The 13583-nt window shown below is 62.2% G+C and carries 13 protein-coding genes; 6 read left to right on the forward strand and 7 right to left on the reverse strand.

What is annotated here, in order from left to right:
- The first annotated feature begins 315 nt into the window (after positions 1 to 315).
- From PSH86_RS10490 to PSH86_RS10505, 4 genes are all read left to right on the forward strand, one after another.
- Positions 316 to 1014 (forward strand): glutathione binding-like protein, encoded by a 699-nt coding sequence (locus tag PSH86_RS10490; protein ID WP_109751714.1) that lies wholly within the window; start codon positions 316 to 318, stop codon positions 1012 to 1014.
- Complete coding sequence (locus PSH86_RS10495; RefSeq protein WP_116831947.1) at positions 1011 to 1868, forward strand: PhzF family phenazine biosynthesis protein; 858 nt, start codon at positions 1011 to 1013, stop codon at positions 1866 to 1868. Before PSH86_RS10490 ends, PSH86_RS10495 begins: the two co-directional genes overlap by 4 nt.
- 114 nt (positions 1869 to 1982) lie before the next feature.
- The gene (gene hemB / locus PSH86_RS10500; RefSeq protein WP_109751716.1) at positions 1983 to 2957 is read left to right on the forward strand and encodes a porphobilinogen synthase; all 975 of its coding nucleotides are present in this window, start codon (positions 1983 to 1985) and stop codon (positions 2955 to 2957) included.
- Between the two features lie 410 nt (positions 2958 to 3367).
- Complete coding sequence (locus PSH86_RS10505) at positions 3368 to 4462, forward strand: DUF1615 domain-containing protein (protein ID WP_116831949.1); 1095 nt, start codon at positions 3368 to 3370, stop codon at positions 4460 to 4462.
- Between the two features lie 99 nt (positions 4463 to 4561).
- Here the strand turns inward: PSH86_RS10505 and PSH86_RS10510 are convergent, their stop codons facing one another.
- Positions 4562 to 5035: a phage infection protein gene (locus PSH86_RS10510; RefSeq protein ID WP_305489583.1), complete on the reverse strand. Its 474-nt coding sequence runs from the start codon at positions 5033 to 5035 to the stop codon at positions 4562 to 4564.
- Positions 5036 to 5228: 193 nt separating this feature from the next.
- Here PSH86_RS10510 and PSH86_RS10515 point away from each other — a divergent pair, with 193 nt between their 5' ends.
- On the forward strand, positions 5229 to 5858 hold the full coding sequence (locus PSH86_RS10515) for a glutathione S-transferase family protein (protein WP_176688215.1): 630 nt from the start codon (positions 5229 to 5231) through the stop codon (positions 5856 to 5858).
- A gap of 1 nt (position 5859) precedes the next feature.
- Here the strand turns inward: PSH86_RS10515 and PSH86_RS10520 are convergent, their stop codons facing one another.
- From PSH86_RS10520 to PSH86_RS10540, 5 genes are all read right to left on the reverse strand, one after another.
- Positions 5860 to 6396, reverse strand: coding sequence for a membrane integrity-associated transporter subunit PqiC (locus PSH86_RS10520; RefSeq protein WP_109751719.1), 537 nt, complete (start codon positions 6394 to 6396; stop codon positions 5860 to 5862).
- Positions 6397 to 6413: 17 nt separating this feature from the next.
- Positions 6414 to 8072: an intermembrane transport protein PqiB gene (locus tag PSH86_RS10525; RefSeq protein WP_134923671.1), complete on the reverse strand. Its 1659-nt coding sequence runs from the start codon at positions 8070 to 8072 to the stop codon at positions 6414 to 6416.
- Positions 8053 to 8697: a paraquat-inducible protein A gene (locus PSH86_RS10530; RefSeq protein ID WP_305490354.1), complete on the reverse strand. Its 645-nt coding sequence runs from the start codon at positions 8695 to 8697 to the stop codon at positions 8053 to 8055. Before PSH86_RS10530 ends, PSH86_RS10525 begins: the two co-directional genes overlap by 20 nt.
- Positions 8698 to 8708: 11 nt before the next feature.
- Positions 8709 to 9305 (reverse strand): paraquat-inducible protein A, encoded by a 597-nt coding sequence (locus PSH86_RS10535; protein ID WP_109751721.1) that lies wholly within the window; start codon positions 9303 to 9305, stop codon positions 8709 to 8711.
- Positions 9306 to 9416: 111 nt separating this feature from the next.
- Positions 9417 to 9857, reverse strand: coding sequence for a CBS domain-containing protein (locus tag PSH86_RS10540; protein WP_030138503.1), 441 nt, complete (start codon positions 9855 to 9857; stop codon positions 9417 to 9419).
- A 345-nt stretch (positions 9858 to 10202) separates the two neighbouring features.
- On the opposite strand from PSH86_RS10540, the gene PSH86_RS10545 reads away from it, so the two are divergent.
- Complete coding sequence (locus PSH86_RS10545; protein ID WP_109751722.1) at positions 10203 to 12566, forward strand: DNA polymerase II; 2364 nt, start codon at positions 10203 to 10205, stop codon at positions 12564 to 12566.
- A 177-nt stretch (positions 12567 to 12743) separates the two neighbouring features.
- Here PSH86_RS10545 and PSH86_RS10550 read toward each other — a convergent pair whose 3' ends face one another.
- Positions 12744 to 13565: an aldo/keto reductase gene (locus PSH86_RS10550; RefSeq protein WP_176688212.1), complete on the reverse strand. Its 822-nt coding sequence runs from the start codon at positions 13563 to 13565 to the stop codon at positions 12744 to 12746.
- Positions 13566 to 13583: the final 18 nt, after the last annotated feature.

Below are 13583 nucleotides of genomic sequence, written 5' to 3' on the forward strand. Positions count from 1 at the left end.
GAATAAATGTTCTTTTGAACTCTCTAGTCAGGCTGACAAACCTGGGGCACCGGGAAGCGTTGGCCTCGGGTGTTTTTCCGTGTCGTTACTCCGCTTCGGTTCCAAAGGGGCACTGCTCAGAGTCTCTTCGTGCCCTTTGGTTCGATCTCGGTTGATCCCGTGCACTGTAAGGCCTCCTGTTTGGAGGTCAGTCGAATCTTAGCGACAGGATGTTGCGGAATTAAGAACGGTCGGTGTGAAACCCGTGATGCGCTGGTGCTGTCTGGCACATCTTGGATTATTCTCAGGCCTTTCCTTAATTGCCGAGCCTGTCCCATGCCCGACTTGACCTCATTCCCCATCAGCCAGAAATGGCCCGCCCAATACCCGGAGTGGCTCCAGCTCTACTCCCTGCCAACCCCCAACGGCGTGAAGGTCTCGATCATGCTGGAAGAGATCGGCCTGCCATACGAGCCCCACAAAGTGGACTTCGCCAGCAACGATCAGCTGTCGCCCGAGTTCCTTTCCCTGAACCCGAACAACAAGATCCCGGCGATTCTCGACCCTCATGGGCCGGGGGACCAGCCGTTGGCGTTGTTCGAGTCGGGGGCGATCCTGATTTATCTGGCGGACAAGAGCGGACAGCTGCTGGCCCAGGAATCGGCGGCGCGCTACGAGACGATCCAGTGGTTGATGTTCCAGATGGGCGGGATCGGGCCGATGTTCGGGCAGCTGGGGTTCTTCAACAAGTTCGCCGGCAAGGACTACGAAGACAAGCGGCCGCGCGATCGCTACGTCGAGGAAAGCAAGCGCCTGCTCAAGGTGCTCGATGGCCGTCTGCAAGGGCGGGACTGGATCATGGGCGAGCGTTACACCATTGCCGATATCGCCACCTTTCCCTGGGTACGCAACTTGATCGGTTTTTATGAGGCAGGTGATCTGGTCGGTATCCAGAACTTCCCCAATGTGACGCGGGTGCTGGAGCGTTTCCTGGCCCGACCGGCTGTGGCACGTGGATTGAAGATCCCGGAATGAGTAACCCGCCGCCCCGCCGATTCGATTTCAAGCAACTGGATGTGTTCAGCGACGTACCCCTCAAGGGCAATCCGTTGGCGGTGGTGCTGGGGGCCGATGGGATCAGTGATTCGCGCATGGCGGCTTTTGCCAACTGGACCAACCTCAGCGAAACCACGTTCCTGTTGGCGCCGCAGCACCCGCAGGCCGATTACCGGGTGCGTATTTTCACCACCTCGACCGAATTGCCGTTTGCCGGGCATCCGACCCTGGGCAGTTGTCACGCCTGGCTGGAAGCTGGAGGCGTGCCGAAAGGGCAGGAGATCGTGCAGGAGTGTGGCGTTGGCCTGGTCAGGATTCGCCGCAACGATCGTGGGTTGGCATTCCTCGCACCGCCCTTGCTCAAGTCCGGTCCGCTGGAGGCCGACCTGCTGGAGCGGGTGCGCAAGGCGCTGGGGCTCGCCGCCGAGGCGATTGTCGAGGCGCAATGGGTCGATAATGGTGCTGGCTGGCTGGCCTTGATGCTCAAGGATCGCCAGCAGGTCCTGACGCTCAAGCCTGATTATCATCAATTGCTCGACCTGGCCGTGGGCGTGATCGCACCTTGGGATCGGGCCGTGGATGGCGATGAGGCACACTTTGAAGTGCGCGGCTTCATCGCCGGTGACGGCATGCCGGAGGACCCTGCTACCGGCAGCCTGAACGCCGGGCTCGCGCAATGGATGCTGGACAAGGGCCTGGCGCCTTCGTCCTATGTGGTCAGCCAGGGCTTGACCATGGGCCGGGCCGGGCGGATTCATGTCGAGCAAATAGGGGAGGAGATCTGGATTGGCGGCGCGGTGGTGACTTGCATCAATGGCTCGCTGACCTTGTGAGGCGATTATTGCCGCGCCGGTAACACTCTGTTTTCCTGTCGGCGTTTGTGCCCTGGTCGACCAGGGCATAAGCTTTGCCCCCTTGTGATCGAGCATCCATTTGCCAGGAGTCCCATGACCAGTCAGTTCCCCGAAGCCCGTCCACGCCGCCTGCGTCGCAATGCGAGCCTGCGCAGCCTGTTCCAGGAATCCGAGTTCACGTTGAACGACCTGGTGCTGCCGATTTTCGTCGAAGAAGAAATCGATGACTTCGTGCCGATCAACAGCATGCCGGGGGTGGTACGCATTCCTGAATCGAAGCTGGCCGGCGAGATCGAGCGCTATGCCCGTGCCGGCATCAAGGCGGTGATGACCTTTGGTGTGTCCCATCACCTGGACAACGACGGCAGCGACACCTGGAGCGAGCGCGGCCTGGTGTCGCGCATGGCCGGGATCTGCAAGGACGCGGTGCCGGAAATGATCGTGATGTCCGACACTTGCTTTTGCGAATACACCGATCATGGTCATTGCGGCGTCCTCCACGGGCACGAAGTGGACAACGACCGGACCCTGGTCAACCTGGGCAAGCAAGCCGTGGCGGCGGCCCGCGCCGGTGCCGATGTGATCGCGCCATCGGCGGCCATGGACGGGCAGGTCCAGGCCATTCGCAAGGCCTTGGACGAAGCCGGTTTCAGCCAGACGGCGATCATGGCCTATTCCACCAAGTTCGCCTCGGCGCTCTATGGTCCGTTCCGCGAGGCCGGCGGCAGCGCGCTGAAAGGCGATCGCAAGAGTTACCAGATGAACCCGATGAATCGCCGCGAAGCCCTGCGCGAATCCTTGCTCGATGAACAGGAAGGTGCCGATGCGCTGATGGTCAAGCCGGCCGGTGCCTACCTCGATATCATCCGCGACATTCGCCAGGCTTCGAACCTGCCGCTGTCGGCTTATCAGGTCAGTGGTGAATACGCGATGATCAAGTTCGCCGCCCAGGCCGGCGCCATCGACGAAGCCCGCGTGGTGCGCGAAAGCCTCGGCGCGATCAAGCGCGCGGGGGCAGACCTGATCTTCACCTACTTTGCGATGGATCTGGCGTTGAGCGGGATCTGATCAGCGCTGGATTTTCGCTGGGAGCGGGTGTTCACACATCCGGCGTTCACCCCAATCCCTGTGGGGGCTGAGCTTGCTCGCGATAGCGGTGGGTCAGCTTCGGTGATGTTGGATGTGCCGCCGTCATCGCGAGCAAGCTCGGCTCCCACACTGATTTGATTGGACGCGAGTTTTATATTCACCGCCATTCCCCTGTGGGAGCGAGCCTGCTCGCGATAGCGGTGGGTCAGTTGGCGGCGATGGTGAATGTGCCGTCGGCATCGCGAGCAGGCTCGCTCCCACATTGGGTTTCTGGGGCTATCGAGCCGGTTTCCTTCCAGGACCATTTCGGTGCTCTGCGCGATAGAACATAGCCCGTACCCGCTTTTGATCGTATGGTTGCTCCGGAATAACAGACCTGATGGAGCACCATGCAACTCAATCGATTGATGATCAGCGTCGCCGCATTGCTGGCCCTTGCCGGTTGCGGCAGCCGCCAGGTCCAGGAGCCTGAGCGCCAGCCCGCCGAGGTCAAGGCGCAGATTGTGCGATTGCTGCCGGCCAAGACTGTGGATCGCGAGGGCTGGGCGACTGATATCTATGTCGCTTTCGCGGCTCAGCAGATCCCGACCACCACGCAGAACATCTGTGCTGTCCTGGCGGTGACCGAACAGGAGTCGACGTTCCAGGCCGACCCGCCGGTGCCGGGGCTGGGCAGGATCGCGCGTCAGGAGATCAACCGCCGTGCGGCGAAGGTGCACGTTCCGGAGCTGTTGGTCAGTGGTGCACTCCAGGTACGTTCGCCCAACGGCAAAAGCTACAGCGATCGGCTCAACGCGGCGCGTAGCGAGAAAGAACTGAGCGAGATTTTCGACGACTTCATTGGCATGGTGCCGTTGGGCAAGACACTGTTCGACGGTTTCAATCCGGTGCACACGGGTGGGCCAATGCAGGTCAGCATCGCCTTTGCCCAGGCCAATGCGCGAAATTATCCCTATACGGTAGATGGCTCGATTCGTCGCGAAGTGTTCAGTCGTCGTGGCGGGATGTACTTCGGTATCGCGCATTTGCTGGGCTATCCGGTGAGCTACACCGAGCCGTTGTATCGTTTTGCCGATTTCAATGCCGGGTGGTACGCCAGTCGTAACGCGGCTTTCCAGCATGCGGTAAGTGTAGCGTCGGGCATTTCCCTGGCGCTGGATGGCGATCTGGTTGCCCATGATTCAATCATGCCAGGCAGCACGGAGTTGGCGGTGCGTACGCTGGGCAAGTCGCTAGGGATGCGCAACCCGACCATTCGCGATCAATTGGAGCAGGGTGACAGCCTGGCGTTCGAGGACAGCAAGCTTTACAAACGCATGTTCGAGCTGGCTGAGCGGGCCGAGGGCAAGGCGTTGCCGCGGGCGGTACTGCCGGGGATCGTGCTCAAGAGCCCGAAGATTACGCGCAAGCTGACCACCGCGTGGTTCGCCAAGCGGGTGGATGAGCGTTATCAGCGGTGCATGGCGCGGACGTCGGGGCGTTAGCCAAACACAGGCCAAGTAAAAGCCCGGCGGATAAGGCCGGGCTTTACTGGGATGGTGTGGGGGCGGGCGCTATCTGGAACGTTGTGACGACGGAACAACTCATACGCGGTTTTCGATCAAGCGATCAGAACCACCCTCGGCGACGCGACGTTCCAGCAGACGATCGGCACCGCCTTCAGCGACGCGGTTTTCGATCAGGCGATCAGAGCCACCTTCGGCGACGCGACGTTCCAGCAGACGATCGGCACCGCCTTCAGCGACGCGGTTTTCGATCAGGCGATCAGAGCCACCCTCGGCGACGCGACGTTCCAGCAGCCGATCGGCACCGCCTTCAGCGACGCGACGCTCCAGCAGACGATCAGCCCCGCCTTCGGCAACGCGGTTTTCGATCAGGCGATCAGAACCGCCTTCGGCGACGCGACGTTCCAGCAGGCGATCGGCACCGCCTTCAGCGACGCGGTTTTCGATCAGGCGATCAGAACCGCCTTCAGCGACGACGGGTTGCGAGGAGGCGGCAAATACGTTGGCGGCCAGTACAGAGAAAGCGAGGCTGAGGATGACTTGGCGTTTCATGATGGTGTGCTCCGGGGTGCAGTAGGTTTGTGTGGGGCCATTGTTGTTCCGGGCGATCATCAAGAGAACTTCATTGACATGATGGTGAACATCGACGGCAGTGATAGCTCGTTGGGCCACTGCCGGTCAGCTCGATGGAACACTGATAGGCTCCCAGGCTCTACCGGCTAACCCTTATGCAGGAGGTGCGTCCATGTATCAGTTATTCGGTTACAGGCAATCCGGTTCCTCGGCGGTGGAGGTTGCCCTGTGTCTTTGTAAGGTGGCTTATCGGCGGGTCGATGCCTATTCGACCGAGGACAGCGATGCAGCGAAAGAGCTTGAGAAACTCAACCCGCAGAAGCAGGTGCCGACCCTGCTGTTGCCGGATGGCTCGGTGCTGACTGAGGCGGCGGCGATCCTGATCCACCTCGGGTTGACCTTCCCCGCATCGAAGCTGCTTCCGCAAGATCCGGCCCAGCGTGCGCAAGCCATACGGGGCCTGGTTTACATCGCGGCCAATTGCTACACGCCCATCGGCATTATCGATTTTCCGCAACGCTGGCTGGAGGATGCGGACGAAGCGACTCGGCAGCGTTTGATATCCGGCACGCAGCAACGGCTGTATCACAACTGGGCGCTGTTTGCCGACCAGTTCCCGGCCCGACCTTTTCTCAGCGGTGCCGAACCGGGGGCGCTGGATATCCTGGCGGCCGTGATCACGAAGTGGAGAGATACGCGGGCGGCGATGCTAAACGCACGTCCAGCGTTCTACGAGTTGTTGGAGCGCATCGATCACCATCCGCGTGTTGCGCCTGTGCTGTCGCTGCATTGGCCTGAGTGAATCAAGGGCACATCTTGCGTGCGGCCGCCTGCTCGACGAGGCCGACAAATTGCCGGACATTCTCCTGATGCGCCGTCACCAGCTCGTCGATACTGGCGCCCGTCGGCGTCTGCAGGCTGCTGCGGCAGGTGAGGGGGCGGGCGTCGTTGCCCGGGTTGCGCAGTCGCCATTGCACATCCATGCGGGCATAGCGGCCAGGGATCGAATCAAAGCGTTGCACGTCCACCCGCAGCAATGCTTTCGGCGCGCCGGGGTTGCCCAGTTGTTCGTCCAGGCTGCTGCGCAGTTCATCGGCCAGGCTGGCGCCCCACCATTGCGTTTCCAGGATCGCCAGCCCGCTGTTGCCCTGGCGTATGACGATCTGGGTGCGGTCCACCTGGGGCGGCACGCTGACCTGTTCGATCTGGATGTCCACGCCGGAGCGCGACTGGCCGGCCGGTTGGGCCGGGCTCAGGGTGTGGTAGTGGATCGGATCGCTGCGGCAGGCGCCCAGTAGCAACGCCACGGCAACCAGGGTGAGTTTCAGCGTCATCGGCATGGGGCGGGCTCCTGTGATCATTCTTTCACCGGCAATGTGAGGTTCTGTGCCGGTGCGTCCTTGGGACGACCGCGAAGCAGCGATTCGGGGTGGCGGCTCAGGTAGTCCGACAGTTCGCGCAGCGAGCGCGACATGCGCCCCAGGTCGTCCAGGGTCTGGGTCAGTTGTTCGCGCTGGGGCGAATCTTCGGCGAGGGTCGAATTGGCCGATTGCAGGGTCTTGCTCACGTCCTGCAAGGTGCTTTGTACGCCCGGCAGGGTCTTGCTGTTGAACTGGGCCAGGCCTTTGCGCAGCTCTACCAGGTTGCCATCCAGGTTGCCGGCGATGCTCTCCAGTGGCAGTTTGTTGATCCGCTCGATCATCGCCTGCAGTTGTTCCTGCAGTTGTTGGAGGCTGCCCGGGATGGTCGGGATGCGCACGGGGCGGGCGCTTGGGTCGAAGGCGACTTTTTCCGCCTTGGGGTAGAAATCCAGCGAGATGTACAACTGCCCGGTCAACAGGTTGCCGCTGCGGGCCTGGGCGCGCAGGCCGCGTTCGACGAAGCTGCCGATCAGGCGGGCGCCGGCGGCTTCGTCGTCCGGGTTGTGATTGAGGCTCTTGAGCAGCTTCTCATGGGCCTTGCCCAGGCGCTGCGGGTAGATCACCACGCCGACGTTGACCGGAAAGCTGCGCTGTTTCTCATCGAAATCCAGATTGATTGCCACCACCCTGCCGACTTCCACGCCGAGGAACTCCACCGGCGCCCCGACTCGCAAGCCGCGCAGTGCCTGATCGAACCGCAGGGCCAGGTACTGCGCCTTGCCATCGGGCGGGGCGAGGGCGCTCTGCTGGTCGGCGAACAGCTCGAATGTCTTGTCTTCGCTGGCAGGGGTGTCGTTGGGGCTGTATTCCGGCGCCCGGAACGCGATGCCGCCCAGCAGCAGCGCCGAGAGCGATTCGGTCTTGACCGCGAAGCCGTTGGCTCCGACGTTCACATCCACGCCGCTGACATTCCAGAACCGGGTGTTTTCGGTGACGTAGACATCGTTGGGCGCGTTGACGAACACGTCGATGTCGACGCCTTTGCCCTCGGCGTCCAGGGCATAGGACACCACTTGGCCCACTGGGATCTTGCGCAGGTACACCGGCGAGCCGATATCCAGCGAGCCGAGGTCCTGGGAGTGCAGGGTGAAGCGCTTGCCCGGTTCGCCATAAGTGATGGGAGGCGGGTTCTCCAGGCCGGTGAAGGATTTGGCGCGCACTTTCGATTGACCGGCGTCGGCGCCGATGAAGTCTCCTGACAGCAGGGTGTCGATTCCCGAGATCCCACCGGCCCCGATCCTTGGCCGCACCACCCAGAACACCGAATCCTCGTGGGTGAAGGTGTCGGCAGTCTTGGCGAGCTTGACCGTGGCGGTGACGTTCTTCTGGTCATCGCTCAGTTGCACGTCGGTGACCTGTCCGATGACCACGTTGCGATATTTCACCTGGGTCTTGTTGGCGGTCAGGCCCTGGCCGGTCTTGAAGGTGATGGTGATGGTCGGGCCTTCCTGCAGCCAGTTGTGGACCACCAGGGAAATGCCCACCAGCACCGCGATGATCGGCACGATCCATACCAGCGACACCGTCCAGCGACGGCTGGTGACGTGGGCACGGCCGGGTGCGGGTTGTTGCCCGTCAGTGGCTTGCGACTTCATCCATGACCTCCTCGGATGGTTGAGTGTCCCAGATCAGCCGGGGGTCGAAACTCATGGCCGACAGCATGGTGAACAGCACCACGAGGCCGAAGAACAGGATCCCCGGCCGCGGTTCGATATCGCTCAGGGCCTGGAACTTGACCAGTGCTGCCACCAGGGCCACCACCAGCACATCGAGCATTGACCAGTAACCGATGACTTCCACCAGCCGGTACAGCTTCGCCCGCTGGACCTGGGCCCAGGTGCTGCGCCGCTGCGCGGTCACCAGCAACAGGGTCAGGACCACGAACTTGATGCCCGGTACGGCGATGCTGGCGATGAAGATAATCAGGGCGATGTCCCAGGCGCCGCTTTGCCAGAACTCGATGACGCCACTGATGATGGTGCTGTCGGCGCCTTCGCCGAGCATCTGGGTATTCATCACCGGTAGCAGGTTGGCCGGAATGTAGAACACCAGTGCGGCCAGCATGTAGGCCCAGGTCCGGGTGATGGCGTTGGGTTTGCGTCGGTGCAGGGCGGCGTCGCAGCGGGGGCAGGCCTGGGGGTCGTCGGTCATGTCACAGGCCAGGCCGCAACTGTGGCACAGGCACAGGTCCAGGTCGCGGGCCTCTGGTGGGGGGGCCAGCGGCTGGTCGTTCACAGGTTGTCCCACAGGTCGCGGACATCGCGCCCGGCAATGCGGATCATCAGCAGGCTCAAGGCCGCCAGGGCGAACAGGCCGATCCCCGGGAGCACGTCCAGCAGCCCGGCGAGCTTGATCACCGCCACCAGCGCGCCGAGTAGGCATACCTCCAGCATGCTCCAGGGTCGCAGGGTTTCCAGGCTGCGCATGCACAGGTTGAACCCCGGCGCCCGCCGCTGGAGGTAGGCATGGCCCAGCACCCAGAGCAGAAGCACCAGTTGGAAGGCCGGTGCAATGATGATTGCCACCGCTGTCACCAGGGCGATGAAGGTGATCGGCCCCTGGCTCAGCGCCACGATGGAGTCCCATAACGTCGCGCTGTTGCTCAGCCCCTGGAGGCGGATGCTCATGACCGGGTAGATGTTGGCGAAGGCCCACAGCACCGCGGCCGTTGCGCTCAAGGCCAGGCGCTGCTCGATGGTCAGGCCGTTGTAGCGCTGGATTACAGCGTGGCAGCGCACGCACGAGGCTTTCTGGTGCGGGGCGAGCACAACCGGCTCGTACACCGCATCGCAATGTTCACAAATGATCAGTCGGGCGGCGTCGGCCATAGGGATGCTCGGCAGGAACAACCCCTTCAATATAGAAGTGCGTTGAGAATGAGCAACCCGTCCGGCAGGCGGTGGGGAAATTCGCTACGTTTCACACCGCCTGCCGAGGGCTCATTCGCCGCGAATGTATTGCTCCAGTTGTCGGATCAGGTCGGCCTGCTCGGCAATGGCTTCCTTGACCAGGTCGCCAATGGACAGCAGGCCGACGAGCTTGCCGTCCTCGACCACCGGCAAATGCCGCAGGTGCTTTTCGGTCATGATGCTCAGGCAGGTTTCGACATTCTGGTGCGGGTCTATGGTGATCACCGGGGAGACCATGATGTCGCTCACTTTCGTGCCCACCGAAGAGCGGCCATGCAAGACCATTTTGCGCGCATAGTCGCGCTCACTGATGATGCCCAGCACTTCATCGTTTTTCACCACCAGCAAGGCGCCGACGTTTTTCTCGGCCATGCGCATCAGGGCCTGCAATACCATGTCGTCCGGTGAGATGGTGTGCACTTGCTGGTTCTTCTCATCTTTTATCCGGAGCAACTGCGCGACGGTTTTCATGGAGGGAGCCTCAGGTGTTGTTTTTGCGGGTGATTAAAGAATCGTAGACCCAACGGCGCAGAGCAAGCGGTAAAGCGGCGGCCAGTCGTCCAAAAGCGTCATTGTCGGTGAATTTCCCTCGAACTATGGGGGCGCGCTGTTGTGGCGAGGGAGCTTGCTCCCGCTGGGCTGCGTAGCAGCCCCGGTTTTTGGCACTAGCCCGATATACCGAGGTGGCCGGTTTTGGGGCTGCTTCGCACCCCAGCGGGAGCGAGCTCCCTCGCCACAGGAGCAGGTCACTTGGGCAGGTGAAGTTCTCTCGCCGCAGGTAGAATCGTCGCCTACGCAAAATTCGAGGTTGCAGCGGTGGATTTACAGCAGGGCTTCGTCCTGACCCGGCATTGGCGCGATACCCCGGCCGGCACCGAAGTCGAGTTCTGGTTGGCGACTGATGCCGGCCCCCGACGTGTGCGCCTGCCAGTGCAGCCGTCGGTGGCGTTTGTGCCGCAGATCCAGCGCGGCCAGCTCGAAGCCCTGCTGCAAGGGGAGAAGGACATAGAGCTCCGTCCCCTGGACCTGCTGGATTTCGAACACCGTCCGGTGTTGGGGCTGTATTGCCAGCAACACGCCCAGTTGATGCGCCTGGACACCACCTTGCGCCGTGCCGGTGTGGAGGTGTTCGAGGCGGATATCCGGCCGCCGGAGCGCTACCTGATGGAACGCTTCATCACCGCACCGGTCTGGTTTGGCGGTACGCCGGCCGCCGATGGCCTGCTGGTCGACGTCCAGATGAAGCCGGCGCCCGACTACCGGCCGCCGTTGCGCCTGGTGTCCCTGGACATCGAAACCACCGCCCAGGGCGAACTGTACTCGATTGCCCTGGAAGGCTGTGGTGAGCGCCAGGTCTACATGCTCGGGCCAGCCAACGGCGACGATAGCGGCGTGGATTTCCAGCTGGAATACTGCGAATCACGCACGGCGCTGCTGAAAAAACTCAACGACTGGTTCGCCCGTTTCGACCCCGATGGGATCATTGGCTGGAACCTGGTGCAATTCGATCTGCGGGTGCTGCATGAACACGCCCGGCGGCTGGCGGTGCCGTTGCGCCTGGGGCGCGGTGGCGAAGAAATGCAATGGCGCGAACACGGTACGCGCAACAATCACTTCTTCGCCTCGGCCGCTGGCCGGCTGATCATCGACGGTATCGAGTCCCTGCGCTCAGCCACTTGGAGTTTCCCCTCGTTCAGCCTGGAAAACGTCGCCCAGACGCTGCTGGGGGAGGGCAAGTCCATCGATAACCCGTACCAGCGCATGGACGAGATCAATCGCATGTTCGCCGAGGACAAGCCGGCCCTGGCCCGCTACAACCTCAAGGACTGCGAGCTGGTGACGCGGATCTTCGCCAAGACCGAACTGCTCAAGTTCCTCCTGGAACGGGCCAGCGTCACCGGCCTGCCGGCGGACCGCAGCGGTGGTTCGGTGGCGGCCTTCACGCACCTGTACATGCCGCTGATGCATCGCCAGGGTTTCGTCGCACCGAATCTTGGCCAGCGTCCACCCGAAGCCAGCCCGGGCGGCTTTGTCATGGACTCCCAGCCGGGGCTCTACGAGTCGGTGCTGGTGCTGGACTACAAGAGCCTCTACCCATCGATCATCCGTACCTTCCTGATTGATCCGGTGGGTTTGATCGAAGGCCTGCGCCACCCGGATGAGCAGGAATCGGTACCCGGCTTTCGCGGGGCGCGCTTCTCTCGTAGCCGACATTGTCTGCCGGCCATCGTCGCCCGGGTCGCCGAAGGCCGGGAAACCGCCAAGCGCGAACACAACGCGCCGCTGTCCCAAGCGCTGAAAATCATCATGAACGCTTTTTATGGCGTGCTCGGTTCCAGTGGCTGTCGCTTCTTCGATCCGCGCCTGGCCTCGTCCATCACCCTGCGTGGTCACCAGATCATGCAGCGCACCCGCCAGTTGATCGAAGCCCAGGGGCATGTGGTGATCTATGGCGATACCGACTCCACGTTCGTCTGGCTACGCCGGGCCCACGGCCAGGAAGAGGCGGCCAGGATCGGCCGCGAGCTGGTGGCGCACGTCAACCAGTGGTGGTGCGAGTACGTACGTGACGAATTCGGGCTGGAGAGCGCGCTGGAGTTGCAGTTCGAAACCCACTTCAAGCGCTTCTTGATGCCGACCATTCGGGGGGCCGAGGAAGGCAGCAAGAAACGCTACGCCGGGCTGGTGACACGCGCCGACGGCAGCGACGAAATTGTCTACAAGGGCCTGGAAACCGTGCGCACCGACTGGTCGCCGCTGGCCCGGCAGTTCCAGCAGGAGCTGTACGGGCGGATCTTCCACCGCCAGCCCTATCAGGATTATGTGCGCGATTATGTGCGGCAGACCCTGGCCGGCGCGTTCGATGATCGGCTGGTCTACCGCAAGCGCCTGCGCCGGCCACTGGAAGACTACGAACGCAATGTCCCACCCCATGTGCGGGCCGCGCGCCTGGCCGATGAGTTCAACCAGCGTCAGGGCCGGCCGCGGCAGTACCAGAACGGCGGCTGGATCAGCTACGTCATCACCGTCGCCGGCCCTGAACCTTTGGAAACCCGCAATGCACCCATCGATTACGACCACTACGTGACCAAACAGCTACAGCCGGTGGCGGATGCGATCCTACCGTTTGTGGAGGATGATTTTTCGACGTTGGTGGGTGGGCAGATGGGGTTGTTCTGAAATCCCCAGGTATTCAGGCCGAGCTGTAATCAAGGCCTATCCCCGGTGGGAGCAAGGCTTGCCCGCGATGAAGACGACGCGGTGTCCTGGGGAACGAGGTGTCCGCATCGCGGGCAAGCCTTGCTCCCACAGAAAAACTCCATCGCCACAGGTCGGTGTGAACCCCAGGATTGGGTGTCAGACCATCGCCAGCCGCTGCTTTCCTTGAGGCTGGGGAAATATCAGGTCCAGCGCGGCCAGGTCCTGCGGTTCAAGCTTCAGGTTCGCCGCCTCGGCATTCAAACGCACATGCTCGGGCTTCACGGCCTTGGGAATCGCAATGACATTGTCCTGGCGCAGCAACCAGGCCAGTGCTATTTGCGCCGGTGTGGCGCGATGGCGTTCGGCGATTTGTCCCAGGGTGTGATCCTTGAGCAGGTGCCCGCCCTGGCCGACCGGGCAGTAAGCCATGACTGGCATGGGCCGTTTCTGGCACCAGGGCAGCAGGTCGAATTCGATACCGCGTTCTTGCAGGTTGTACAGCACCTGGTTGGTCGCGCAGGCCGGTGCGGCCAGTTCTTCAAGGTCCGCCACGTCGAAGTTCGACACGCCCCAACGGCCGATCTTGCCTTCTTCACGCAGGCGCTCAAAGGCTTCGACGGTTTCCTCCAACGGGTACTGACCGCGCCAGTGCAGCAGGTAAAGGTCGATGTAATCGGTGTCGAGCCGGCGCAAGCTGCGTTCGCAGGCCAGGGGAATGCCTTTGCGACTGGCGTTGTGGGGATAGACCTTGCTCACCAGGAAAACCTGGTCGCGCAGGCCGGTGATCGCTTCGCCAACGACGGTTTCGGCTCCGCCCTCGGCATACATCTCCGCCGTGTCGATCAGGGTCATGCCCAATTCGATTCCCAGCCGCAGGGCCGCTACTTCTTTCTTGTGATGGGACGGTTCCTCACCCATGCGCCAGGTGCCTTGGCCGATCACCGGTACGGACACGCCGGCCAATTCCAGAGTCTTCATGGCTACCTCCTGTTGTTT

Origin of the sequence: Pseudomonas sp. FP2300 (assembly GCF_030687595.1) — a bacterium.
In the GTDB taxonomy this organism is placed as follows: Bacteria; Pseudomonadota; Gammaproteobacteria; order Pseudomonadales; family Pseudomonadaceae; genus Aquipseudomonas; species Aquipseudomonas bijieensis.